Genomic DNA, 24027 nt, shown 5'->3' with positions numbered 1-24027 from the left:
TGCCCGCCCGCAAGGCAGGCTCCGCTCTTTGCAGGAACCCGTCTTGCGGGCGACAGGCCCGGTACGGTCAAGATAAAACGACTGCTTAGAAGGTCATTTCCTTCACATCGTCTGCGACGATCAGCTTGCCGGCCGTTTTCTCGATGATTTCCTCGACGCTGACGCCCGGAGCGGTCTCGCGCAGGATGAACGCACCGTTCTCGATCTCCAGGTAAGCCAGGTCGGTGAGTACCTTGCGGATGCAGCCCGCACCGGTCAGCGGCAGGCTGCAGCGCGACAGCAATTTGGACTCGCCATCCTTGGAGGCGTGGGTCATGGTGACAATGATGTTGTCGGCACCGGCCACCAGGTCCATCGCCCCGCCCATGCCCTTGACCAGTTTGCCCGGGATCATCCAAGAGGCGATGTTGCCCTCCACGTCCACCTCGAAAGCGCCCAGTACGGTCAAGTCGACGTGGCCGCCACGGATCATGGCGAAGGACTCGGCAGAGTTGAAAATCGAAGCGCCGCGGCGCGCCGTTACGGTCTGCTTGCCGGCGTTGATCATGTCGGCATCCAGTTGCGCTTCGGTCGGGAACTCACCCATGCCGAGCAGGCCGTTTTCCGATTGCAGCATCACGTCCATATCGGCCGGGACATAGTTGGCCACCAGGGTCGGAATACCGATGCCCAGGTTCACGTAGTAGCCGTCCTTGAGTTCGCGGGCGACGCGCTGGGCCATTTGTTCGCGGGTAAGTGCCATGGTCAAGATCTCTTTGTTGTTCTGTGCGGGGGCGGGTCAGGCTTTGACGGTGCGCTTTTCGATGCGCTTCTCGAAGGTGCCGACGATTACCCGGTCGACATAGATGCCTGGGGTATGGATCTCGCTGGGCAGCAGGACACCTGGCTCGACGATTTCTTCGACTTCGACCACGGTGATCTTCCCGGCCGTAGCGGCCAGCGGGTTGAAGTTCTGTGCGGTGTTGCGGTAGACCACGTTACCGTAGTGATCGGCCTTCCAGCCCTTGACGATGGCGAAGTCGCCGGTAATGGCTTCTTCCATGATGTACTTGCGCCCATTGAACTCGCGCACTTCCTTGCCTTCGGCAACCGGGGTGCCGTAACCGGTGGCGGTATAGAACGCCGGGATACCCGCACCGCCAGCGCGCATTTTTTCCGCCAGGGTGCCTTGCGGGGTCAATTCCACTTCCAGTTCGCCGCTGAGCAACTGGCGTTCGAATTCGGCGTTTTCTCCAACGTAGGAAGCAACCATCTTGCGGATCTGGTGCTGTTCCAGCAGCACACCCAGGCCAAAGCCATCGACACCACAGTTGTTGGAGACAACGGTCAGGCCCTTGACGCCACGGCGCTTGATTTCAGCGATGAGGTTTTCCGGGATGCCGCACAGACCGAAACCGCCGGCCAGTACCGTCATGTTGTCGGTCAGGCCTTCGAGGGCCTCTTCATAGGTTGCTACGCGCTTGTCCAGTCCGGCCATGCTGATCCGCCTTTTGTAGTTGTAGAACCGACCTCAGGTGTCGGAGGAGCGTCTGGGCCATCTTCACCCCTCCAGACTCATTTGTTAATTTTGTTTTTTTCATTGATTAATTGGTTTTAAAAAATAATAGACCCTCTTCCGCTCGCTGCGCAGGCATCGACCCGCAAGCGGCGCTGGGCGACGCGCTGAAACATCAATGGAAGTCCCGGCTGCGCACGTCCAGCCCGCTCAACAGCGGGCTGAGGTCTTCAAGGCGTCGGGCAATCACATGGCGCACCCCACCCTCGCACTCCAGCCGCCCCACCACCCGCAACAGCCGTGCCCCCACCAAGATGCGGCGCTGACGCTCGGCCAGCGCACGCCAGACCACCACATTGATCATGCCGAACTCGTCCTCCAGGGTGACGAAAGTCACCCCACTGGCGGTCTGCGGTCGTTGTCGTCCGATGACAATACCGGCGACGCTGACCCTGTCAGCATGAGCCAACTCGACCAGCCGCTGCGAACTGCGACAACCCATGCCTTCGAGGCGACGCCGCAGCAAGGCCAACGGATGCGGCCCCAGGGTCGTGCCGGTGCTGCTGTAGTCGGCGAACAAGTCCTCACCCAAGGTTGGCGCGGGCAAGGCCACCGCCTCGTCTGAAGGCGCCGCCAGCCCGGCGAACAACGGCAACTGGGCCTGAACCGCCGCCACTTCCCAGCGTGCCTGGTAACGGTGCCCGACCAGCCCCTGCAAGGCTCCGGCATCGGCCAACAACTCACGCGCACGTGCATCCAGACCGGCCCGCTGGCTCAGGTCGCTGACATCGGCCCATGCCTTCACGGCGCGCGCCTGTTCAATACGCCGGCCATCTTCCTCACGAAAGCCTCGCACCTGACGCAGCCCCAGACGAATCGCCAAGGCATCATCGGTGACCGGCTCCAGGCTGCAATCCCAGTTGCTGTGGCACACATCCACCGGGCGAATCTCGATGCCATGTCGCCGCGCATCCTGAAGAATCTGGTCCGGGCTATAGAAGCCCATCGGCCAACTGTTGATCAACGCGCAGGCATAAATAGCGGGCTCATGGCACTTGAGCCAGCAACTGGCGTAGGTCAGCAAGGCAAAGCTGGCCGCATGGGACTCGGGAAATCCGTAACTGCCAAAACCCTTGATCTGCTCAAAGATCCGCGCAGCAAAGGCCTCGGTGTAACCGTTGTCGAGCATTCCGCGAGTCAAGCGCTCACGGTGCGGCTCCAGCCCGCCATGACGTTTCCACGCGGCCATCGAGCGACGCAGTTGATCGGCCTCGCCCGGGCTGTAGCCTGCCGCGACGATGGCCAGTTCCATGACCTGCTCCTGGAACAGCGGCACGCCAAGGGTGCGTTCAAACACCTTCGCCAGCGCGGGCGAAGGAAAATCGACAGGTTCTTCGTTGTTGCGGCGACGCAGGTAGGGGTGGACCATATCGCCTTGAATCGGCCCAGGGCGAACAATCGCCACTTCAATGACCAGGTCATAGAACGTCTTCGGCTTGAGCCTCGGCAACATGGCCATCTGCGCCCGCGACTCGATCTGGAACACGCCGATGGTATCGGCCCGACCGATCATGGCATACGTCGCTGCATCCTCGGGAGGCACCGTGGCGATGCTCAAGCGACGCCCACGATGGCGCTCAAGCAGGTCAAAACACCGACGCAAGGCGCTGAGCATGCCCAAGGCCAGGATATCGACCTTGAGCAACCCGACCAGGTCGAGGTCGTCCTTGTCCCACTGGATCACCGTACGGTCTTCCATGGCCGCGTTCTCCACCGGCACCAGGCTGTCCAATGGCTGCTCGGAAATGACAAAACCGCCCGGGTGCTGGGACAAGTGCCGGGGAAAGCCGATCAAGGTCCCCGTCAGTGACAGTACCCGGTGCAACAACGGGCTTTCAGGGTCGAAACCCGCTTCACGCAGGTGCTCGGCAGACGGCACACGGTCACTCCAACGGCCACAGCAATCAGCCAATGCGTTGATCTGATCGGGCGGCAACCCCAGCACCCGGGCAATATCCCGCACGGCACCGGCGGCATGGTAGGTGCTGGCCACGGCCGTGAGCGCTGCGCGATGACGCCCATAACGACGAAACACATACTGCAGCACCTCTTCGCGGCGCTCGTGTTCGAAATCGACATCAATGTCCGGAGGCTCGTTACGCTCGCGGGAGAGGAAACGTTCGAACAACAGGTGCGAGGTCATGGGGTCCAGTTCGGTGATACCCAGCACGAAGCACACCACCGAGTTGGCTGCCGAGCCCCGCCCCTGGCAGAGGATGCCCTGCTCGCGGGCAAACCGCACGATGTCATGGACCGTGAGAAAGTACCCTTCGTAACCAAGCTCGGTGATCAGGGCCAGCTCATGCTCCAGCATGCCACGGGCCTTGTCGTCGACACCCTCAGGCCAGCGCCAACGTAGACCGTGCTCGCACAACTGACGTAGCCAACTGGTCGAGGTATGGCCGTGCGGCACCACTTCCCGAGGGTACTGATAGCGCAATTGACCGAGGTCGAACTGGCAGCGCTCGGCGATTTGCACACTGGCCTGGAGCAATTCGGGTGGGTACAACTCGGCCAGGTGCTGCAACGGTCGCAAGTGTCGCTCGCCATTGGCGAACAGACGGTGCCCGGCCTCGGCCACGGTCGTGTGATGGCGGATAGCGGTCATGCAGTCCTGCAAGGCCCGACGTCCACGGGCATGCATATGCACATCGCCACAGGCGACCGCAGGAATGCCGGTCTCAGCGGCCAGCGCCAGCAGGTTCTCCAGCCGCTGGCGGTCGTCCGGGCCACGGTGCAACTGCACCGCCAGCCACAGACGCTCGGCAAACACTTTACGCAACCAGTGGCCGTTGCTGGCGTCACGCTCGTCATCCGGCACCCACAACGCCAGCAGCCCCGGGAAAGGGCTGTTGAAGTCATCGCGGCGCAGGCAGTACTCGCCCTTCTTTGCCCGACGACGCCCCAGAGTGATCAGCCTGCACAGGTGCTGATAACCACACAGGTCCTCCACCAACAGCACCAGCTTTGGGCCATTTTCCAGGCGTATTTCGCTGCCAATGATCAGCGGGAGGCCACTGTCCTTCGCTGCCTGCCAGGCCCGCACAATACCGGCCAAGGTACATTCATCAGTAATTGCCAGAGCCTGGTAACCCTGCTGGCGGGCACGCTCGAACAGCTCCTGCGCACTGGAGGCGCCGCGCTGGAAACTGAAGTTCGACAGGCAGTGCAGTTCGGCATAAGCAACACTCATGCGAACCAGCCTTGCAACCACAGCGCACGACTGTCGCCGACATTGCGGTAGGCCCAGCCGCGCTGGCCGCTGGCGGTTTCGATCAGGTAATAGTCACGGCGTATATCGTCACCGTCCCACCAACCGGACTCGATACGTTCAGGCCCGGCCAACACCTGCAAACCATCCGGCAGCAATGCTTGCGGCTCGGCCAACAACCAGCCAGGACGTGGTGCAGCCGGCAGCGACACTTCAGCCGAACGCCCTTCCCCTGAGTGCCAGGCGCACTCGGGACGGTGGTCAGCCTGCACCTGCAGCGTCCCTACGGCGTCATCACCAAGGCGCGCACGCAACCGCTCGCGCAACTGCTCCCATGGCTGGTACTGCTGCGGCCGGGCGTCGAAAAGCGCTGCCAACGGCGGTACGAAACGCGGCAAATCCTCAGCCAGTAAACGCAGATTACGCACAGGGGCCGCAAGCTGCAGCGCCTCCAACCGCCCACGGGCCAGCTCGAACAACATGCCCGCCTCACGCTCAGCCGCCAGCAAGCCGACCACCACGCGGGTGTCTTCGACCTCGGCATGCTCCAGGTGCAGCGTAAAGCGCTGAACCCCCACATCCCGTCCGACCAGGAACACCGCCAGATCGTTGATCAACCGGCGCAAGGGAAACAACAGCGCCTGATGGGATTCAACATCGAAATTCAGCTCCAGCCGCGCATCGAAACAGTCTGCCGGCATGTAGCACGTCAATGCCATGGCCCGCAGACCCAGCAGCCGATCCAGATGCAACTGCACCGGTGCGGCGAAACGTCGGGCCAGCGCATCACGCGGCAGCGCCAGCACCTGATCCAGGCGGCGCAACCCCATGCGCACAAGCGCCGTGGCGGCGTCCGGCGCTAGACCGATACGCTCAACGGGCATCCGCACCAAGGCGGCGCGGGTTTGTTCGGGGCAGAAAGCGGCCAGCCCGTCATGCCCATTGGCAAGCATCCGGGCGGCTACCGGGTTGCTGGCCAGCACGATCCGATGGCGAAAACCGAGGGCCGTCAACTCCTCACGCAAGCGCGCCTCAAACACAGGCCAGGGCCCGAACAGCCCCAGGCTGGACTCGACCTCCAGCAACAGGGCTCGGGGGTAATCCAGGCTGACCTGCGAGCTGAAGCGGTACGCCCAGGCCGCAAGCAATTGCTGCAAGTGTTCCGTGGCTGCGGGGTCATGCTCAACACACGTAAACCCCTGGGCCAGGGCTTGCGCTGTACTCAGCGTTTGCCCCGCACGCAAGCCAAGGGCATGGGCCGCCGGGTTGACGGCCTGCAACACCCGGCGCTGGCTAGGCCCGCTGATCAATACCAACGGTGCGTCGGGCTCATCACGCCCGCGCAGTACACCATCGAGTGCCAGCTGCGGCAGCAGGATACAGGCCCAGAGCATGCTGCATCAGCCTCGCCAGCACGCAGCAATGGGGGCTGCCGGAGCCCGTCCGCCACGGCACTTGAGCACCCGCCACTGCGCTGGCTGGCAATCGACGGCAATACGCAAGGCCGCCGGTGAAGGGTTCAACGCCGCGTGTTGAGGACGACAGGCAAATGCCAGGGCCTGGCCCGTTTCGGCAGCGACCTGCAAACGGCGCAGGGCCCGATCATCGGCATGCTGCGGCCAACACAGCACTGCGGCGCAACTGCCCGAGCGCAAGCATTGCTCGGTGGCCCAGAGTGCCTCGCTCGGGTCGGCCTGCACCAGCGACAGCCAGCGCAAGTCGACACCAGCGGCCTGCCAGGCAGGGGCATACGGGATATAGGGTGGCGCTACCAGCACCACCCGCTCGCCGCCTGTGGTCAAGCGCGCCAGGCTCGGCCAGAGCAAATGCAGCTCGCCACTGCCAGCACTCGCCAGCAGCACTTCGGTCAGCGCCCCTGACGGCCAGCCGGTATCGGGCAAGGCTGCATCCAGCGGCGCATGCCCGGTGGGTTGTACCTCACGCGGTGGGGCAACCGGCCGCCCTTTCCAGACCTGGCGCGTGTCCAGCAGCCCGTCGAGACTGACGACGGCACCCATCAGCCGCGCCTCAGCAGGCCACAGAACACACCTTCGATCACCAGCTCATGTTCGGGGCCAACGTCAATCGGCGCGTAGTCCGGGTTACGTGGCAACAGGCGGTAATGCCCATCGGCACGCTGGAAGTGCTTGATGGTCACCTCACCGTCCAGGCGGGCAACCACGATCTGCCCGTCACGGGCATCGGCTTGTTGTTTGATGCCGACCAAATCGCCATCGAAAATACCGTCGTCGATCATCGAGTCACCACGCACCTTGAGCAGGTAGTCCGGGGTACGGCTGAACAACTGCGGGTCCAGCAGCAATTGCTCATGAATATCGATATCCGGGCCAATCGGTCGCCCGGCCGCCACCTGCCCCAGCACCGGAATCTCCAGTACCTCGGGCCGACGCAACACACCGGCCAGGCGGATACCGCGTGCCTGGTTCGGCGTGACCTCGATCAGCCCCGCCTCGCAGAGGGCCTGAATGTGTTTACGCGCCACACTGCGCGAAGCAAAACCAAAGGCCTGGGCGATATCGGCCAGGCTCGGTGGCTGGCCGTGCTCGGCAATGCGTTCACGGATGAAGGTCAGGATGGCGGTGCGTTTGGGCGATAATCTAGTCATGGAGTACATTTGTACTCTTTTCGTAAAACACTGACCAGCCCCATTGATCGCCCCAAGGCGAAATGAGTCCGTTATGATCGTCGCCATCAGACCTGTAGCGGAAACCCACCATGCTCAATGCCCTGCTGTTCGACCTCGACGGCACCCTGACCGATACCGACAAGCTGCACCTGCTGGCCATGCAGCAGTTGTTGCTCGAAGAAGGCCGGGTCTTTACCGAAGAAGAGTTCGATGCGCATGTCAGTGGCCGAGCCAATGCCGATTTGTGCCGCTACCTGTTCCCGGAACGCTCGGTTGCCGAGCACCGGGCCTTTGCCGAGCGCAAGGAGGAGCGCTTTCGCGCCTTGTCGCCGCGCCTGCAACCGACACCCGGTCTGTCGCGCCTGCTTGCACATGGCGAGGCTGCCGGCCTGGGCATGGCCGTCGTCACCAATGCACCACGGGCCAATGCCGAGCACATGCTCGCCGCCATGGGTATGGCCGGGCGTTTTCGACATATCCTGGTGGCCGAAGAGCTGCCCTGCGCCAAGCCCGACCCCCTGCCCTATCTCACCGGCCTTGAGCGCCTGCACGCACGCGCCGAATACGCATTGGCGTTCGAAGACTCGATTCCTGGGGTAACGGCAGCCAGCAAGGCCGGCATTTTCACTGTTGGCCTGAGCACCAGCCAACGGCCAGAGGTGCTGCTAGCCGCTGGCGCGCAACTGGTGGTGGAGGACTTCACCGATGCCCGCTTGTGGGCATTGATTGACGGGATGTCCAACCAGGCTCAGTGACGCCGGTAGCTTTTCTTGCCACTTGGCGTCAGGCAATACACACCACCCCGAGGGTCGGTACAGAACGCCCCACTGCCACACGCGCAGCCGTCGTTGCACAGGACGCGCCAGTGCGCAGATAGCCGAAGGTTGCTCGGCGTGATCCTGATGTACATACCGATCTACGAGGTGGCGTCGAGCATCCAGTGAGCGGGAAGCTCGCGACGCCGACCGCTACATATCAAAACGATCCACCGCCCGCCGCCGCTCGTTGTCGTCGCGCATGTCATAGTTGGCAGTGGTCTGGATGTTGCTGTGGTGCGCAAGTTTCTGGGCAATCGACAGGTCGTGCTCTTCGATCACCCGGGTAATGAACGAGCGGCGAAAATCGTGGGGCATGATCTTCACCCCGACCTGCTGCCCCCGCTGGCGAGCGATGTAATAGATCGCATGCTTGGTGATGCGTTCGCGGGTGATATGGCTGCCACGTCGTATGCGGTTGAACAGGAAGTCGTCATCGGCCTGCCCTTCCGGCAGTTGCGAACGACGAAAGGCCAACCAGGCATTGAGCCTGTCGAACGCCCAGGCCGGCGCATACTTGATCAGTTGTTTGTTGCCTTTGCCCAGCACCTGCAGGCTGCGCTCGGAAAAGTCGATCTGCGAGAGTTTCAGATCGACCGACTCGGATTTGCGCATCCCTGTGCCATAGAGCAAGGCAATTACCGCTGCATCGCGTAACCCTTGTGGGCGTGGGTCAGCGGCGCACACCTCCATGAGTTCGCGTATCAGGCTGCGCTTGAGGTTTCGCCCCACGGGCAGGCGTACACCCTGGGTCGCTTTCACCGTGCGAATTTTCAGCAGGTGTTCGTGGCTGATCAGACTCAACCGCCACGCCTCGTTCATGACGCCCCGTACCGCATTGACATACAGCGATGAGGTGTTGGGGGTAAAACCGTCGGCACGCAGCGCCGCCACCAGCGCGGTGACATGTGCGGGGTCGAGCAGGTGCCAGGGTACCTCGGCAATGTCGCAATCCTCAAAGCCGAGCCGGTCGGCAGCATCCTGCAGGACGTACTTCATGGTCAACTGGCTGGAAGGCGCCAGACGCGCAAGGTATTGCAGCAGCGGGTTGTGCAGTGAATCGGGCAAAACGGGAGGTCCTGTAGCAGCGCCAGCATGGTCCGAGGCCAGAGCCAGGTCATTGATTGCCAAGCATTTTGACCTGGCACCGGGCGGATGGTAACTCATCCCGCGTAACGCTGCTGCCAATAGCCGACAAGCCCTCCCATCATGGAAACCGATACCCCGGTCGAGCAGTCGGCCTCAGGACAAACCAACAAACCTAGTGAGACTTGAGTTTCTGGAACGACAGGTTCATATCCGAGGCCCACGTATCCAGTACGACCTTGACATCGTCCGGGACCAATACCTGTTTCTCATTCTCCAGGGGTTTGCCGCTGCCCTTGCGCACGACCTGAGCCAGTACCTTGTTATTGCCCCCGTCGAGAAATGCCGCTTCGGTGGCGATCTCGGTTTCCTGGTCACGGATTCCCGAAGCGGTACTCACGGCAGCAGCCACCAAGGCGATCGGAATCACTTCATACGGTTTCAAGCCTTCGGTCTTGCTGCTGACCGCAGTGATTGCCGGCCTGACGACAATAGTTCCTGGGCCAGGCCCCTTGGCAAGCGGCATCGATTTGCTGATTTCTCGCTTGAGTGCTGCGTCATAGTAGCGGGTAATCCCTTGCAGGGTACTTTGCGGTATACGCTCGGTCGCCTGTGGCTTGGGGTAGAACTGGCTGGGCTCGATGTAGACGCTCGTGTAACGGCCAACCTTCAGGTCAGGGTCCACCCAGCGCATCACCGTTGCCCCGGAAGGCGATGTGTTCTCAGTCAAACGGCTGTAATCCCTGAGAAAACCGGAATATTGCTCCGGTTCGACGACTTTGCTCGAACAGCCGGACAGAACAAGCCCGCTCAGGCACAGCGTACCGACGATCAACGCTCTTTTCATGCTCTCGCTCCATGGCGCGCAAAGGAAGGCTCTGTAGGTATAGGCTAGAGTTGCGCAGGCATCCAACAAAACGAGGCAGCATGGCATTTCACAAACTGGCACACACTCATCCACGCTTGAGCGCAGCGGCTCTACTGGGCGCAATTGCAGGCATACTGATTCCCGCACATGACCTGATCCAGCACATCTTGATTGGCTGGAACATCGGTGTCTGGTTCTACCTGGCACTGGTGCTCTGGCTGACCCTGCGAGCCAACCCGGAACGGGTTCGCAAGGTGGCCAGCATCGAAGACGAAAATGCCGGGTTGGTACTGTTCACCGTGAGTATCGCCGCCATCGCCAGCCTGGCCGCCGTCACCCTCGAACTGGTCGGCAGCCGGGGCCTGGAGAATGGCCAACAGCTGTTGCGCTATGCCTTCACCGGGCTCACCGTAAGCGGTTCATGGCTGTTGATCGGCACTGTCTTCAGCCTGCACTATGCGCGGCTGTTCTACACCGATGAGGCAAAGGCACCCTTGTTGCGTTTTGCCGATGGCGAATGCAACCCCGATTACTGGGACTTCCACTATTTCTCATTCACCCTGAGCGTGGCCGTACAAACCGCCGATGTCGGCGTCGCCGGGCGTGAGCTGCGCCGCGTGGTATTGGCGCACTCACTGATCGGCTTTCTCTTCAACACGGCCATCCTGGGTTTCACGATCAATATTGCTGCCGGCTTACTGAGCTGACGGGCCCTGCCCCTCAAGCGCTTGCACCGCACAGCGGGCAATGCGCTGGCAGGCCAACACCAGTCGTTGACTGTCCAGTACCAGGCCCAGGCGCAGATGCCCGGCGGCACTGGGGCCGAATGCATCGCCGGGCAACACCGCCACACCATGCTCCTCCAGCAGGCGCTCAGCGAAGGCCCGTGCACTCAAGCCGGTTTCACGGATATCGATCATCACGAACATGCCGCCATCCGGCTTGTGCACACGGATTCCCGCACAGCCTTCCAGGCTGGCGCACACCCGGTCACGCCGCTCGCGGTAGGCTTCGCGCATCTGCACAAGTTCTGGGAGTTCGTGCTCCAGGGCCACCTGAGCCGCATTCTGGATGAAGTCCGGCAGGCCATAGAGCATGCACAGGGCCAAGTGCGTCAAGTGATCGGCCAGGGCTGGCGGACCGATCATCCACCCTACCCGCCAACCGGACATGGCATGGGACTTGGAGAGGCTGTTGATTGTCACACAACGCTCAGCCATACCCGGCAGGCTCGCCGGGCTGACATGTTCGCCGTCATACAGCAATTCGCTATAGACCTCGTCGGAGATCAGCCACAAGTCATGCTCAATACACAGCCGCGCCAGGCGCTCCCATGTGGCCCGTGGCAGGCTGGCGCCTGAAGGGTTGTGCGGGCTATTGATGAGCAGGGCCCGCGTGCGCGGGGTGATCAGCGCCCGGACATCCGCCGGTTCAATACAAAACCCCTTTTCGGGCTTGACCGCGACGGGCACCACCTTGGCCCCACAAGCACCGAACACCGCGTCATAGGTGACATACATGGGTTCGGCGACAATCACCTCATCCCCGGGATTGAACACGCATTGGGCCACGCCGTACAGTGCACACTGTGCTCCGGCCAGCACGACGACTTCTTGCGCATCCACCGCTCGCCCGCTGAGCCGTGCATGTCGGTGGGCAATGGCTTGACGCAAGGCCAGGCTGCCACGCACATCCGAATAATGAGTATCGCCTGCAGCAAGGCTGTCGACCGCCGCCTGGACAATCGACTTCGGCGTGTCGAAATCAGGGTCGCCAACCGACAGCAACAAAATGTCACGGCCTTGCTGCTGCAGTTCCAAGGCTCGGTAATGAATGTTCCAGACGGCAGCACCATCACCGGCTATACGTTGGGTCAGGGTTGAATACTGCATGGAAGGCTCCTTGACTGATGGCACACCTCGGGCGTACCGCTGGTCAGAAACCTCCAGGCGGGCATCCCAGCCGACTGCCGGTAAAAATAGCAGAATGCCGTGTGCCTGGCGGCTCAACCCCCAAAGACAAACGTTTGCGTTGAAAAACTATCCGAACGAAGGGCCATGACCAGGGTCAAAAATCCGGTGATAAACCGCGTTCAGGTCCCGGACAACCCCCCAGTGAATGCTATGGTTAGGGTCGCGCTGTACCCTGAGAAATAGCCAACACACCGTGTGACGCTGAAAATCAAGGAGGCCAGCATGAGCAAACTGACGTTTCCAAACGCCTGTCAGGTAATGCGTTGGCATTTCCATCCATTAGGCTTTGAGGCAAGCATGGATGCGCCCAGCAGCATGGTAGCCCGCCTGTTTGACCGCGCTACGGGCGAAACCTTGCTGGCAATTACCGGCATTCCTTGCGCCACCGTGATGCAGGCTACCGATGTCGAGTTGATCATCGAGGCCGTGGAGGCCAAGCTCGATGCCTTTGCACCGTCCAGCACCTTGCACTCGGCATGACAGCTAGGCCGGTACACCGGCCTGGCTGGCCGACTCGATTCTGGCCATGAAGTCTTCGGCGGACTGCGGCTGACCCAACAGATAGCCCTGCAGCGAGTCACAGCCCAAGCGCGTCAGGAAGTCCTGTTGCCGATCGGTTTCCACCCCTTCGGCAACGATGCGCAAGCCCAGCGCCTGGCCCAACGCAACAATTGCCGAAACAATGGCCGCATCGTCGCCATCTTGTTCCAGATCACGCACGAAACCGCGGTCGATTTTCAGCTCGTTGGCCGGCAGCCGCTTGAGGTACATCAAACTGGAGTAGCCCGTGCCAAAGTCGTCGATCGACAAGTCCACGCCCATGTCCGAGAGCTGCTGCAATACCAGCAAACTGGCATCGGCATCACGCATGGCAGTGGTCTCGGTAATCTCCAGCGTCAGGGTATTGGGCGGCAAGCGATGCCGTGCCAATGCCCCGGCAACGCTCTCGACCAGGCTGGCATGGCAGAACTGGATCGCCGACAGGTTCACGGCGATACGCCAATCGGCATAACCTTGATCGATCCACAGGCGCATTTGCCGGCACGCTTCATTCAGCACCCAATCTCCGATGGGGATGATCAGACCGGTCTTTTCCGCCAGCACAATGAAACGATCCGGCAGCAACAGACCGTGCTGTGGGTGCTCCCAGCGCAGCAGGGCCTCCGCGCCAATGGGCTGGCACTTCTGGGCATCGAACTTGGGCTGGTAGAAGAGACGAAACTGCCCCTGCTCCAGCGCCATGCGCAGATCCTGAAGCAATTGCAGCTGCAAGCGGGCATTGCTGTTCATCGACGCATCGAAAAAGCTGTAGCCGTTCTTGCCCGCGCTTTTGGCGTGATACATCGCCGCATCGGCATTGCGCAGCAGCTCGTGCTGATCGGTGCCGTTGCCGGGGTACAGGGAAATGCCGATGCTGGCGGATACCTGAAGGTTTTGATCGCTGATGCGAAACGGTCGCGATATCAGGTTGACCTGCTTGGTCGCGACACCCAGGGCATCATCCGGCTCATCCAGTTCTACCAGCAAGACAAACTCGTCGCCGCCAATACGCGCCAAGGTATCCTGGCTGTGCAGGTGCCCGCGCAGACGCAAGGCAACCTCTTTGAGCAACTGGTCCCCCGTATGGTGACCGAAGGCATCGTTGACCGGCTTGAAGCCATCAAGGTCAATAAACATCAGGGCAAAGCAGCCGCCCTGCTCCGCCACCTTGCTGATGGCCTGATCGATCCGGTCGGCCAGCAAGGTACGATTGGGCAGCCCGGTCAAGGTGTCATGCAAGGCCAGTTGGGTCAGTTCCTCGTTGGCCAGCGTCAACGAGCGCGCCAGTTCTGCCGTGCGCGCTTCCAGGCGCGCATCCAGCACCGACGTCAACAACGCCACGGCCAATACCGCCAGGGTGGTGATCAACACCAGATAATCCAGACCACTGCCGCTCAGACCGCCCTGGGCACCACAGAAACTGCCATCGGCGAAGTTGGCCGCGGCCATGCCGGTGTAGTGCATGCCGACAATGGCAATCCCCATCACCACGGCGGCACAGCCACGGAACTGACGAACATAAGGCGTGTGCAGGCGCAAGCGAAATGCGATCCACAGCGCCGCCGCCGATGCGCCCCCGGCGATCAGCAAGGAGGCCAAGAACAACACGGGGTCGTAATCGATGCCCGGCTGCATGCGCATGGCCGCCATGCCGGTGTAATGCATGCAACTGATGCCGGCACCCATGATGAGGGCACCCAGCCCCAACGTACGCCAAGGCAAGCGCGGCTGGCTGACCAGCCAGAGGGCGAAACCCGACGACAACACCGCAACCAGCAATGACAAGGCCGTCAAGGTGATGTCATACCCCAGCGGGATCGGCAGGCTGAAGGCGAGCATCCCGATAAAATGCATCGACCAGATACCAAAGCCCATGGCCATGGCCCCTCCGCCCATCCACAGGTGTACCGCACGCCCCTTGGCCGTCGCGATGCGGCCGGAGAGGTCAAGCGCGGTATACGATGCAAGGATGGCCACACACAGGGAAATCAATACCAGCGAGGGGGAGTAACTACCAATCAACATGAGGCCTTTGACAACCGGGTTGGAGGACCTGTGTTGAGGCCCGATAAAACCGATGATTGTACTCAAGCTTTAGCGAAACGCACGGAGTTTCAGTGGGTACGTTCCAACCTGCGCGGGCTGCGGCACCGTGCCAAAGCGGGCACCGTACCGCCACCCTCGCAGACAGAACCGTCAAGGCTGCGGGGCGAACGCCGTCTGTGTGTCCCAACCACCACCCAGGGCCGCGATCAACTGCACACTGGCCACCAGACGCCCCTGCAACAAGGTCAGCACACTGCGCTCATTGCTCAAGGCTGTGGTCTGCACATTGACCACATCCAGGTAACCAATCAAGCCCGCCTTGTACTGATTATTGGTCAAGCGTAACGACTCGCGGGCCGAGGCCAGCGCCTCGTTACGTACCTGTGCCTCATCCTCATACACTTTCAACTGCACAAGGTAGTTTTCCACCTCACGAAAACCGTCCAGCACCGTCTGTCGGTACTGGGCGACGGTCTGGTCATAGACCGCTTCGGTACGGTCGACTTCAGCGGCGCGCTTGCCGCCGTCGAACAAGGTCAAGGCCAGTTGCGGCCCGACCGACCAGAAACGATTCGGCAGGCTGACCCAATCATTGAAACTGCTACTGCTGTAACCACCACTGAGGCTCAGGCTCAGGTCGGGGAAGTAAGCCGCCTTGGCCACGCCAATACTGGCATTGGCAGCCATCACCTTGCGTTCAGCCGACGCGATGTCGGGACGACGCTCCAGCAGTTGTGACGGCAAGGCCAGCGGCACCTGAGGCAACGCCGGGATGCGATCGCTCGCCGCCAAGGCAAACTCGGACGGTGCCTTGCCAAGCAATACGGCAATCGCGTTTTCCAACTGGGCACGCTGCCAGATCAGATCGATCAGGTCAGCCTGGGTAGTTTTCAGCTGGGTTTGTGCCTGAGCCACGGCATCCTTGCCGGAGATGCCGGCACGGTACTGGTTCTCGGTCATTTTCAGCGAACGCTGGTAAGCCTCGACAGTCGCCTCAAGCAGGCGTTTTTGCTCATCCAGCACCCGCAGTTGCAGGTAATTCTGCACCAGCTCCGACTGCAGGCTCAGACGAATCGCCGCCATATCGGCCAGGCTCGCTTCAGCACTGGCCTCGTTGGCAGCCAGCCCCTCGCGCAGCTTGCCCCACAGATCAGCCTCCCAACTCACGCCCAGTTGGGTGCTGTAGGTATTACGGATACCACTGCTGTTATTGCTCAGGCTCGAGCTGCTGCTACCGGTGCCCTGGCTTGAGCGCGTCTTGCCGGCGCTCAGGTCAATACTGGGAAACAGCGAGCCGCGAGCACTACGCACCAAGGCCTGGGCCTGACGGTACTGAGCCTCGTACTGGGCGACCGTCTGGTTGTTGGCATTGAGTTGCACGATCAGGTCGTTGAGCAGGCTATCGCCATACAGTTCCCACCAGGCGCCTCGGGCCAATGCATCGGACGGCGTTGCCGGTGTCCAGCCTTCGGCATACTTGAACGGCGCTTGCGCAGGGGTTTCCGGGCGCTGGTAATTCGGGCTCAGGGTACAGGCACTGAGCATCACCAGGCACATGCCGGTCGCCAGCAAGCGCGAGCCTCGAGCGGCCAGCAACTGCTGCAGGGTGCGGTCGGAAAGTAACGGGCGTTGAGTCATAGCGGGGTTTCCAGAGCAGCATCGGTACGCACGCCACGCCAACGGTTGAAGCGATGGCGCAGACGGTCCAGGTAGAGGTAGACCACAGGGGTGGTGTAAAGCGTGAGGATCTGGCTGAAGACCAGCCCACCAATGATGGTCAGGCCCAGCGGTTGACGCATCTCGGCACCCTCGGCACCGCCGAGCAACAGCGGTAGCGCACCGAGGATGGCCGCCAGGGTGGTCATCAGGATCGGCCGCAAACGCAACAGGCACGCGCGACGGATCGATTCTTCAGGGCTCAGCCCGTCATGCCGCTCCAGTTGCAAGGCAAGGTCGATCATCAGGATGGCGTTTTTCTTCACCACCCCGATCAGCAGGAACAGCCCCAGCAACGAGATCAGGCTGAACTCGCTGCCCACCAGGTACAACGTGAGCAAGGCGCCGACCCCGGCCGACGGCAGCGTCGACAGAATGGTCAGCGGGTGAATGTAGCTTTCATACAGAATGCCCAGCACCAGGTACACCGCCAGCAGTGCGCCGAGGATCATGAACGGCTGGCCTTTCTGGCTTTCCTCAAAGGCATTGCCGGTACCGCCCAGCTTGGCGATCACCTCTTCGGGCAGGCCGACCTTGGCCACTGCACGCTCCACGGCGGCCATGGCCGCTTCCTGGCTGTAGCCTTCAGCAATATCGAAGGCGATGTCTTCAGAGGCGAATTGCCCTTCATGACTGACCCGGTCGCTGGCCAGGCTGTTTTCATAGCGGGCAAACGCCGACAGCGGCACGCGCGCGCCCGCCGCTGTGATCACCTGCACCTGCTCCAGGGTACGTGGGTCCTGGGCGTACTGCGGGTTGACCTCCATCACCACCTGATACTGGTTCAGGCTGTCGTAGATGGTCGAGATCTGCCGCTGGCTGTAGGCATTGTTCAGCACCGCAGTGACCATGTTCATGTCGATGCCCAGGCGTTTGGCCTGTTCGCGATCGACCACCAGCGTCACTTGCTGGGTACCGCTGCCTTCACGCGCATCGATCGCAGTGAGCTCTGGCAAGGTCTTCAGGGCGGCAACAACCTTCGGGTACCACTCGCGCAACGAGGCCAGGTCGCCGCTTTGCAAGGTGTAGAGAAACTGTGAAGAGCTCTGCTCGCGCCCACTACCGCCAAATTGCAGGTCTTGATCCGCCATCAGGAACAAGCGCCCGCCCGGCACCTTGGGCATGTTCTTGCGCAAGCGCTCGATGACTTTCTGTGCCGAGTCCTTGCGTTCCTTGATCGGCTTCAGGCGTACCAACACCATGGCGTTGTTGATGCCGCTGTTGCCACCGATGAAGCCAGCGACACTTTCCACCGCAGGGTCTTGGAGCAACGCCCGACGATAGGTCTCCATCTTCGGCTGCATGACCGAAAACGACAGGCCATCGTCACCGCGCACGAACCCCATGAGCTGGCCGGTGTCCTGCTGCGGCATGAAGGTCTTGGGCACCACGACGTAAAGGGCAATGTTCACACCGATGGTCAGCAACAGGCTGATGAGTGTCAGCCGACGATGACGCAGTGCCCAGCCCAGGGTGCGGTCATAACCGGCCATCATGCGCTGGTTGAGTTGCTCGCTCCACCGCTGCAGGCGGGTCTGCTGGCCAACCGGGTGCGGCTTGAGCCAGCGGGCGCAGAGCATCGGTGTCAGGGTCAGCGACACCACCAGCGAGACGATGATCGCGGCCGCCAGGGTGATGGAGAACTCACGGAACAACGACTGAACAATGCCACCCATGAACAGGATGGAGATGAACACCGCCACCAGCGACACGTTCATCGACAACAATGTGAAACCTACTTCCTTGGCCCCGAGAAACGCTGCACGCATCGGCGCGATGCCTTCATCGATGTGCCGGGAAATGTTTTCCAGCACCACGATGGCATCGTCCACCACCAGCCCGGTGGCCAGGATCAGGGCCATCAGCGACAGGTTGTTCAGGGAAAAACCGCACAGGTACATGATTGCGAAGGTACCCACCAGCGATACGGGTACCGCCAGGGTCGGAATCAGCGAGGCGCGCAGGTTGCCGAGGAACAGGAACACCACCAGGACGACCAGGGCCACCGCAATCAGCAAGGTATGCTCAGCCTCCTTGAGGGTGGCCTTGATCACGGGCGAACGGTCCATGGCCAGGTCCAGTTTGACACTGGCCGGCATCAGGGCTTCAAGGGCCGGCAACTGCTCCTTGATCTTCGCCACGGTCTCGATGATGTTGGCCCCGGTCTGGCGGTTGATGACCAGCAACACCGCGTCCTGATCATTGAAAAAGCCACTGTTATAGCGGTTTTCCACGCCATCACTGATCTTGGCCACATGGCTCAGGCGCAGCACCGAACCGTCCTGGTAACGGATCACCAGGGGCTCATAATCCTTGGCCTCGTACAGTTGATCGTTAGCCTGAACCTGCCAGTTGCGCGCACTGTCTTCGACGAAGCCTTTGGGCCGGCGCTGGTTGGCGTTGGCGATGGTCTCGCGCACGTCATCCAGGGCCACGCCATACTGGTTAAGCATCTGTGGTTCCAGCTCGATGCGCACCGCCGGCAGCGAGCTACCACCAATCTGCACCTCCCCAACCCCGGGCACCTGGGACAGGCTCTGCGACAAGATGGTCGAAGCAAGGTCGTACAACTGACCTTTCTGCAACACACTGGACGTCAGCGCCAGCACCATGATCGGTGCCTGGGCCGGGTTGATCTTCTTGTAGGTCGGCATGCTTTTCATGCCGCTGGGCAACAGGTTGCGCGAGGCATTGATCGCCGCCTGCACTTCGCGGGCAGCGGCGTCGATATTCTGCCCTTGCTCAAAACCAAGAATCACCCGCGTCGAGCCCTGGCTGGACCGGCTGGTCAGGGTGTTGACCCCGGCAATGGCGCCCATCGAGCGCTCCAGCGGGGTCGCCACGGTCGAGGCCATGACCTCGGGGCTGGCCCCCGGCAAGTTGGCCGACACCACAATCACCGGGAAATCGATCTGCGGCAGCGGTGCCACCGGCAGCAAGCCGAAACTCACGCCCCCCAGCAGCATGATCGCCAGGCTCAACAGCATCGTCGCCACCGGACGGCGAATAAACGGGCCGGACAGGTTCATCGGCGGCAGCTCCAGTCCAACGTCATACCGGCACTCCCGCGGCACTGCGACCACTGAAACGCCGCGCCAGCCGATCGAAATACAAGTAGATCACCGGCGTAGTGAACAGCGTCAGCACCTGGCTGACCAACAGGCCTCCCACCATCACCAGGCCCAGTGGCTGACGCAGCTCTGCGCCGGAGCCCGTAGCCAGCATCAACGGCACAGCGCCGAACAGCGCCGCGAGGGTGGTCATCAAAATGGGCCGGAAACGCAATAACGCCGCTTCATAGATCGCCGTTTGTGGATCAACACCGCGGGTACGTTCAGCCTCCAGGGCGAAGTCGATCATCATGATCGCGTTCTTCTTGACGATACCGATCAGCAGGATGATGCCGATGATTGCAATCATCCCCAGGTCATGGCCACTGAGCAGCAAGGCCAGCAAGGCCCCGACCGCAGCAGACGGCAAGGTCGAGAGGATCGTCACCGGGTGGATGTAGCTCTCGTAGAGCACCCCCAACACGATGTACATGGTTACCACGGCAGCCAGGATCAACAACAAGGTACTCGACAGCGAGGCCTGGAACGCTTCGGCTGCACCCTGGAAGCGTGTCTGCACCCCGAGCGGCATGCCAATGTTCTGCTGCACCTGCTCAATCGCCTTGACCGCCTCGCCCAGCGCAACACCGGGCGCCAGGTTGAACGACATCATCACTGCCGGGAACTGGCCGATATGGGCAATTGCCAACTGCGCCTGACGCTGCTCGATACGTGCCAGGCTCGACAAGCGGACCTGCCCACCATCGGCGCTCTTGACGTAGACCTGCTCCAGCGCCTGTGGGCCAAGGGTGGCAGCGTCAGCAGCCTGCAAGACCACACGGTACTGGGTAGCCTGGGTGTAGATGGTGGAGATCTGGCGCTGCCCGAAGGCGTCATAGAGCGCGTTGGTGATGTCGGCAACGCTGATACCCAGGCGTCCGGTCGCATCGCGATCGATGATCAGGTACACCTGCAAGCCCTTGTCCTGCAGGTCGCTGGCAACATCAGTGAGTTCCGGCCGCAGGCGCAAGGCATCGACCAGCTTGCCGCTCCACTGCGCCAGCAACTCGGCGTCCGGCGATGACAGGCTGAACTGGTACTGCGTGCGGCTGACCCGGTCTTCGATGCTCAAGTCCTGCACCGGCTGCATGAACAGGCGCATACCGACCAGCTTGTCGACCTCTGGCTGCAGACGCTGGATCACCTGGGCCGCAGTCAGGTCACGTTCATTGTGCGGCTTGAGGTTGATCAACAAGCGGCCACTGTTCAGCGTTGCGTTGTCGCCATCAACCCCGATATACGACGAAAGGCTCTGCACCGCCGGGTCCTTGAGGATGATCGCCGACAAGGCTTGCTGACGCTCACTCATGGCGGCGAACGATACCGACTGCGGCGCCTCGGAAATCCCCTGGATAACCCCGGTGTCCTGCACCGGGAAGAACCCCTTCGGCACCATCAGGTACAACACGACGGTCAGGCCCAGGGTTGCCACCGCCACCAACAGGGTCAGCGGCTGGTGACGCAGCACCCACTGCAAACCCTGGCCATAATGACCAATCATCCAGTCGATCCAGGCGCCGCTAGCACGGTAGAAGCGGCTCTGCTCCTCTGCCTTGGGTTCACGCTTGAGCAGCCGCGCGCACATCATCGGCGTCAGTGTCAGCGAAACCACCAGGGAAATCAGGATGGCCACGGCCAGGGTAATGGCGAACTCACGGAACAGCCTGCCCACCACGTCGGCCATGAACAGCAGTGGGATCAATACCGCAATCAGGGAGAAGGTCAGCGACACCAGGGTAAAGCCGATCTGCCGGGCGCCCTTGAGCGCAGCCTGCAGCGGCGTTTCACCTTCTTCGATATGCCGGGAGATGTTCTCCAGCATGACGATGGCATCGTCCACCACAAAGCCGGTGGCAATGGTCAGTGCCATCAGCGTCAGGTTGTTGATCGAGAAGCCCGCCAGGTACATCACCGCGAAGGTGCCGATCAATGACAGCGGCACGGTGATGGAGGGAATCAAGGTGGCGCTCAAGCGACGCAGGAAGACAAAGGTGACCATGACCACCAGGGCGATGGCGATCAACAGCTCATACTGTACGTCCTTGACCGAGGCCCGAATGGTCTGGGTACGGTCAGTGAGTATCACGACATCAAGGCCGGCTGGCAGGTTGTCGGTAATCGACGGCAGCAGGGTCTTGATCCGGTCGACCACCTCAATGACGTTGGCCCCCGGCTGGCGCTGAATATTGAGCAGCACTGCCTGGTTCTGGTTGGCCCAGGCCGCCAGACGCTCGTTCTCGGCACCGTCGACGATCTCGGCAACGTCCTTGAGCCGCAGCGGCGCGCCGTTGTTGTAGGCCAGGATCAGATTGGCGTATTCCTCGGGCGAACGCAGCTGGTCGTTGGCGTCGAGCATCGACACCCGGGTCGGGCCGTCAAAGTTGCCCTTGGGCTGGTTGACGTTGGACGCACCGATCAATGTACGCACATCGGCCAGGTTAAGCCCGGCCGCCGCCAGGGCATCGGGGTTGACCTTGATGCGTACCGCCTGGCGCTGGCCGCCGGCGATGCTGACCATCCCTACCCCGCTGATCTGCGCGATCTTCTGCGCGACCCGGGTATCGACCAGGTCATTGAGCTTGGGCAACAGCATGGTTTTCGAGGTGATGGCCAGGGTCAGCACAGGGGTATCGGCCGGGTTGACCTTGTTGTACACCGGTGGCGCCGGCAGGTCGCTGGGCAGCAGGTTGCTGGCAGCGTTGATCGCCGCCTGCACCTGTTGTTCGGCGACATCCATGTTCATGTCCAGGCTGAACCGCAGGGTCAGCACCGAAGCACCGCCCGAGCTGGTGGAAGCCATCTGGGTCAGCCCGGGCATTTGCCCGAACTGGCGCTCAAGCGGCGCGGTGACAGCGCTGGTCATCACCTGAGGGCTGGCACCGGGATAAAGCGTCATGACCCGAATGGTCGGGTAATCGACCTGCGGCAAAGCCGCCACCGGCAGCAACCTGTAGGCGATAAGGCCCGCCAGCACGATAGCCAGCATGCTCAGTGTGGTCGCCACCGGGCGCAGGATGAACAGCCGCGAGAGGTTCATGCGCCCGCCTTACCCTTGGCACCCTGAGCACCCGGGCGCGCCGAGGCATCCTGCTGCTCCTGCCCCTGCAAGTGCTGGCCGGGGGTCGCTGGCACCTCGGAACTGTCATTGACCACATCCACATCACTGCCATCACGCAAACGGTCGGTGCCTTCCAGCACCACCCGCTCGCCCTTGGCCAGGCCCTCGATCACCACAGTGTGCTCACCATCGCTGGCACCGACCTTGAGTTTGCGGATGCGCACCTTCTTGTCGCCGTCCATCACATACACGAAGGAGCCCTCGGTACCGAACTGAATCGCTGCCGACGGGGCCAACACCACGTCTTTCAGCGTATCGGCCAGCAAGCGCACATTGACGAACTGGTTGGGGAACAACACTTCGTCCTGGTTCTCGAAGCGTGCCTTGAACTTCAGGGTACCGGTCGTGGTGTCGATCTGGTTGTCCAGGCTGCTCAGCACCCCGACGGCCTGCTGCTTGAGATCCCCCCGATCCCAGGCCTCCACCGCCAGCTTGGCGCCACTGCGATAACGCGCAAGCACCGTCGACAGTTCGGCCTCGGGCAAGGTAAAGGCGACGGTGATCGGCTGGGTTTGAGTGATGACCACCAGCGCCGTGGTGTCGTTGGCCGCCACCAGGTTGCCGACATCAAGCTGGCGCAGGCCAAGACGACCACCGATCGGCGCACGGATCTTGCTGAACTCCAGGTTCAGCCTGGCATCGCCAACGGCCGCCTGATTGGTCTTGATGGTGCCCTGATACTGCTCAACCAAGGCCGCCTGGGTATCGAGGGTCTGCTTGGCGATGCTGTCTTCAGCATAAAGGCCCTTGTAACGCTCCAGGTCGATCTGGGCATTTTTCAGTTGTGCCAGGTTCTGCGCCAGGGTGCCTTCTGCCTGTTGCAAGGCGATCTGGTAGCTGCGCGGATCGATCTCAGCCAGCAGATCACCGGCTTTCACCTTCTGCCCCTCCTGGAAGTTGACCTTTACCAACTCACCGGCCACGCGGCTGCGCACGTTCACCGTGTTGGTGGCCGTAACCGTGCCCAATGCCTTTAGGTACACCGGAAAGTCCGCCACGGTAGCAGGCGCCACACGCACCGGCACCGGCCCACCAAAGGCCCCGAAGCCCGGTCGACCGCCCTTTCCTGGCGCCATACTGGTGTCTTTTACCGGTGTCGAAGGCCACAGCCACCAACACAGGCCGACGACCAGCAACAGGATCAGCAGGCCAACGAGCCAGGGACGAGGGGAACGGGAAGCAGGAGCATGCATTGGGTGATCGACCATTGTGCGCAGGGATATCTTTTGAGAAGGCTGAACGATAAGCAGATGAGACCGTTAAGCAAAGCGCCTTTACCGGCAATTTACTTAGCGCTGACAGAGGCAAGATGCTGAACTATAAATAAAAACGGCCTGGACGA

General features: G+C 61.6%; 17 protein-coding genes and 1 pseudogene. 3 read left to right on the top strand and 15 right to left on the bottom strand.

What is annotated here, in order from left to right; all coding sequences use genetic code 11:
- Nucleotides 1-85 precede the first annotated feature (85 nt).
- The 6 genes from CYD26_RS06370 to lexA all read right to left on the bottom strand — a co-directional run bounded on the left by CYD26_RS06370 (nucleotide 86) and on the right by lexA (nucleotide 7401).
- Entirely contained in the window at nucleotides 86-742 is a 657-nt protein-coding gene (locus CYD26_RS06370; RefSeq protein WP_065757882.1) for a CoA transferase subunit B, read from the bottom strand.
- Between the two features lie 36 nt (nucleotides 743-778).
- Nucleotides 779-1477, bottom strand: a complete 699-nt coding sequence (locus CYD26_RS06365) for a CoA transferase subunit A (RefSeq protein WP_102052136.1) — start codon at nucleotides 1475-1477, stop codon at nucleotides 779-781.
- Nucleotides 1478-1670: 193 nt separating this feature from the next.
- Nucleotides 1671-4769, bottom strand: a complete 3099-nt coding sequence (locus CYD26_RS06360) for an error-prone DNA polymerase (RefSeq protein ID WP_218197055.1) — start codon at nucleotides 4767-4769, stop codon at nucleotides 1671-1673.
- Complete coding sequence (locus tag CYD26_RS06355) at nucleotides 4745-6160, bottom strand: DNA polymerase Y family protein (RefSeq protein WP_102052134.1); 1416 nt, start codon at nucleotides 6158-6160, stop codon at nucleotides 4745-4747. The genes CYD26_RS06360 and CYD26_RS06355 overlap by 25 nt, the downstream gene beginning before the upstream one ends.
- Nucleotides 6161-6166: 6 nt before the next feature.
- On the bottom strand, nucleotides 6167-6784 hold the full coding sequence (gene imuA / locus CYD26_RS06350) for a translesion DNA synthesis-associated protein ImuA (RefSeq protein ID WP_102052133.1): 618 nt from the start codon (nucleotides 6782-6784) through the stop codon (nucleotides 6167-6169).
- On the bottom strand, nucleotides 6784-7401 hold the full coding sequence (gene lexA, locus CYD26_RS06345; protein WP_178081691.1) for a transcriptional repressor LexA: 618 nt from the start codon (nucleotides 7399-7401) through the stop codon (nucleotides 6784-6786). The genes imuA and lexA overlap by 1 nt, the downstream gene beginning before the upstream one ends.
- Before the next feature lie 101 nt (nucleotides 7402-7502).
- On the opposite strand from lexA, the gene CYD26_RS06340 reads away from it, so the two are divergent.
- The gene (locus CYD26_RS06340) at nucleotides 7503-8168 is read left to right on the top strand and encodes an HAD family phosphatase (protein ID WP_102052132.1); all 666 of its coding nucleotides are present in this window, start codon (nucleotides 7503-7505) and stop codon (nucleotides 8166-8168) included.
- Here the strand turns inward: CYD26_RS06340 and CYD26_RS25455 are convergent.
- The 3 genes and pseudogenes from CYD26_RS25455 to CYD26_RS06330 all read right to left on the bottom strand — a co-directional run.
- A pseudogene (locus CYD26_RS25455) lies at nucleotides 8162-8257 on the bottom strand (hypothetical protein); the annotation flags it as partial. The gene CYD26_RS06340 and the pseudogene CYD26_RS25455 sit on opposite strands and share 7 nt — an antisense overlap.
- 124 nt (nucleotides 8258-8381) lie before the next feature.
- Complete coding sequence (xerC, locus tag CYD26_RS06335; RefSeq protein ID WP_371917196.1) at nucleotides 8382-9227, bottom strand: tyrosine recombinase XerC; 846 nt, start codon at nucleotides 9225-9227, stop codon at nucleotides 8382-8384.
- Between the two features lie 262 nt (nucleotides 9228-9489).
- Nucleotides 9490-10161 carry a DUF3313 domain-containing protein gene (locus CYD26_RS06330; protein ID WP_102052130.1) on the bottom strand — a complete coding sequence of 224 codons (672 nt, stop codon included), beginning with the start codon at nucleotides 10159-10161 and terminating at the stop codon, nucleotides 9490-9492.
- 80 nt (nucleotides 10162-10241) lie between these two features.
- On the opposite strand from CYD26_RS06330, the gene CYD26_RS06325 reads away from it, so the two are divergent.
- Nucleotides 10242-10889 carry a DUF1345 domain-containing protein gene (locus tag CYD26_RS06325; protein WP_065757873.1) on the top strand — a complete coding sequence of 216 codons (648 nt, stop codon included), beginning with the start codon at nucleotides 10242-10244 and terminating at the stop codon, nucleotides 10887-10889.
- Here the strand turns inward: CYD26_RS06325 and CYD26_RS06320 are convergent.
- On the bottom strand, nucleotides 10878-12074 hold the full coding sequence (locus CYD26_RS06320; protein WP_102052129.1) for a pyridoxal phosphate-dependent aminotransferase: 1197 nt from the start codon (nucleotides 12072-12074) through the stop codon (nucleotides 10878-10880). The genes CYD26_RS06325 and CYD26_RS06320 overlap by 12 nt on opposite strands.
- Nucleotides 12075-12377: 303 nt before the next feature.
- Here CYD26_RS06320 and CYD26_RS06315 point away from each other — a divergent pair, with 303 nt between their 5' ends.
- Nucleotides 12378-12635 carry a DUF1652 domain-containing protein gene (locus tag CYD26_RS06315; protein WP_065757871.1) on the top strand — a complete coding sequence of 86 codons (258 nt, stop codon included), beginning with the start codon at nucleotides 12378-12380 and terminating at the stop codon, nucleotides 12633-12635.
- Nucleotides 12636-12638: 3 nt separating this feature from the next.
- Here the strand turns inward: CYD26_RS06315 and CYD26_RS06310 are convergent, their stop codons facing one another.
- The 5 genes from CYD26_RS06310 to CYD26_RS06290 all read right to left on the bottom strand — a co-directional run bounded on the left by CYD26_RS06310 (nucleotide 12639) and on the right by CYD26_RS06290 (nucleotide 23893).
- Nucleotides 12639-14720 carry a bifunctional diguanylate cyclase/phosphodiesterase gene (locus CYD26_RS06310; protein ID WP_065757870.1) on the bottom strand — a complete coding sequence of 694 codons (2082 nt, stop codon included), beginning with the start codon at nucleotides 14718-14720 and terminating at the stop codon, nucleotides 12639-12641.
- Nucleotides 14721-14891: 171 nt separating this feature from the next.
- On the bottom strand, nucleotides 14892-16379 hold the full coding sequence (locus CYD26_RS06305) for an efflux transporter outer membrane subunit (protein ID WP_102052128.1): 1488 nt from the start codon (nucleotides 16377-16379) through the stop codon (nucleotides 14892-14894).
- Nucleotides 16376-19486, bottom strand: a complete 3111-nt coding sequence (locus tag CYD26_RS06300; protein WP_102052127.1) for an efflux RND transporter permease subunit — start codon at nucleotides 19484-19486, stop codon at nucleotides 16376-16378. Before CYD26_RS06300 ends, CYD26_RS06305 begins: the two co-directional genes overlap by 4 nt.
- Nucleotides 19487-19508: 22 nt before the next feature.
- Nucleotides 19509-22604 carry an MdtB/MuxB family multidrug efflux RND transporter permease subunit gene (locus CYD26_RS06295; protein ID WP_065757867.1) on the bottom strand — a complete coding sequence of 1032 codons (3096 nt, stop codon included), beginning with the start codon at nucleotides 22602-22604 and terminating at the stop codon, nucleotides 19509-19511.
- Entirely contained in the window at nucleotides 22601-23893 is a 1293-nt protein-coding gene (locus tag CYD26_RS06290) for an MdtA/MuxA family multidrug efflux RND transporter periplasmic adaptor subunit (protein ID WP_102052126.1), read from the bottom strand. Before CYD26_RS06290 ends, CYD26_RS06295 begins: the two co-directional genes overlap by 4 nt.
- Nucleotides 23894-24027 lie beyond the last annotated feature (134 nt).

The organism is Pseudomonas sp. FFUP_PS_473 (genome assembly GCF_002858665.1).
GTDB lineage: Bacteria > Pseudomonadota > Gammaproteobacteria > Pseudomonadales > Pseudomonadaceae > Aquipseudomonas > Aquipseudomonas defluvii.
This window is presented reverse-complemented; position numbering and strand designations above follow the sequence as displayed.

Excerpts from the sequence above, each read along its gene's own strand:
- CYD26_RS06300 (WP_102052127.1), bottom strand. The coding sequence starts at position 19,486 with ATGAACCTGTCCGGCCCGTTTATTCGCCGTCCGGTGGCGACGATGCTG.
- lexA (WP_178081691.1), bottom strand. The coding sequence starts at position 7,401 with ATGTACTCCATGACTAGATTATCGCCCAAACGCACCGCCATCCTGACC.
- CYD26_RS06305 (WP_102052128.1), bottom strand. The coding sequence starts at position 16,379 with ATGACTCAACGCCCGTTACTTTCCGACCGCACCCTGCAGCAGTTGCTG.
- CYD26_RS06330 (WP_102052130.1), bottom strand. The coding sequence starts at position 10,161 with ATGAAAAGAGCGTTGATCGTCGGTACGCTGTGCCTGAGCGGGCTTGTT.
- CYD26_RS06290 (WP_102052126.1), bottom strand. The coding sequence starts at position 23,893 with ATGGTCGATCACCCAATGCATGCTCCTGCTTCCCGTTCCCCTCGTCCC.
- CYD26_RS06315 (WP_065757871.1), top strand. The coding sequence starts at position 12,378 with ATGAGCAAACTGACGTTTCCAAACGCCTGTCAGGTAATGCGTTGGCAT.
- CYD26_RS06310 (WP_065757870.1), bottom strand. The coding sequence starts at position 14,720 with ATGTTGATTGGTAGTTACTCCCCCTCGCTGGTATTGATTTCCCTGTGT.
- CYD26_RS06340 (WP_102052132.1), top strand. The coding sequence starts at position 7,503 with ATGCTCAATGCCCTGCTGTTCGACCTCGACGGCACCCTGACCGATACC.
- CYD26_RS06320 (WP_102052129.1), bottom strand. The coding sequence starts at position 12,074 with ATGCAGTATTCAACCCTGACCCAACGTATAGCCGGTGATGGTGCTGCC.
- xerC (WP_371917196.1), bottom strand. The coding sequence starts at position 9,227 with ATGAAGTACGTCCTGCAGGATGCTGCCGACCGGCTCGGCTTTGAGGAT.
- CYD26_RS06365 (WP_102052136.1), bottom strand. The coding sequence starts at position 1,477 with ATGGCCGGACTGGACAAGCGCGTAGCAACCTATGAAGAGGCCCTCGAA.
- CYD26_RS06370 (WP_065757882.1), bottom strand. The coding sequence starts at position 742 with ATGGCACTTACCCGCGAACAAATGGCCCAGCGCGTCGCCCGCGAACTC.
- imuA (WP_102052133.1), bottom strand. The coding sequence starts at position 6,784 with ATGGGTGCCGTCGTCAGTCTCGACGGGCTGCTGGACACGCGCCAGGTC.
- CYD26_RS06325 (WP_065757873.1), top strand. The coding sequence starts at position 10,242 with ATGGCATTTCACAAACTGGCACACACTCATCCACGCTTGAGCGCAGCG.
- CYD26_RS06355 (WP_102052134.1), bottom strand. The coding sequence starts at position 6,160 with ATGCTCTGGGCCTGTATCCTGCTGCCGCAGCTGGCACTCGATGGTGTA.
- CYD26_RS06295 (WP_065757867.1), bottom strand. The coding sequence starts at position 22,604 with ATGAACCTCTCGCGGCTGTTCATCCTGCGCCCGGTGGCGACCACACTG.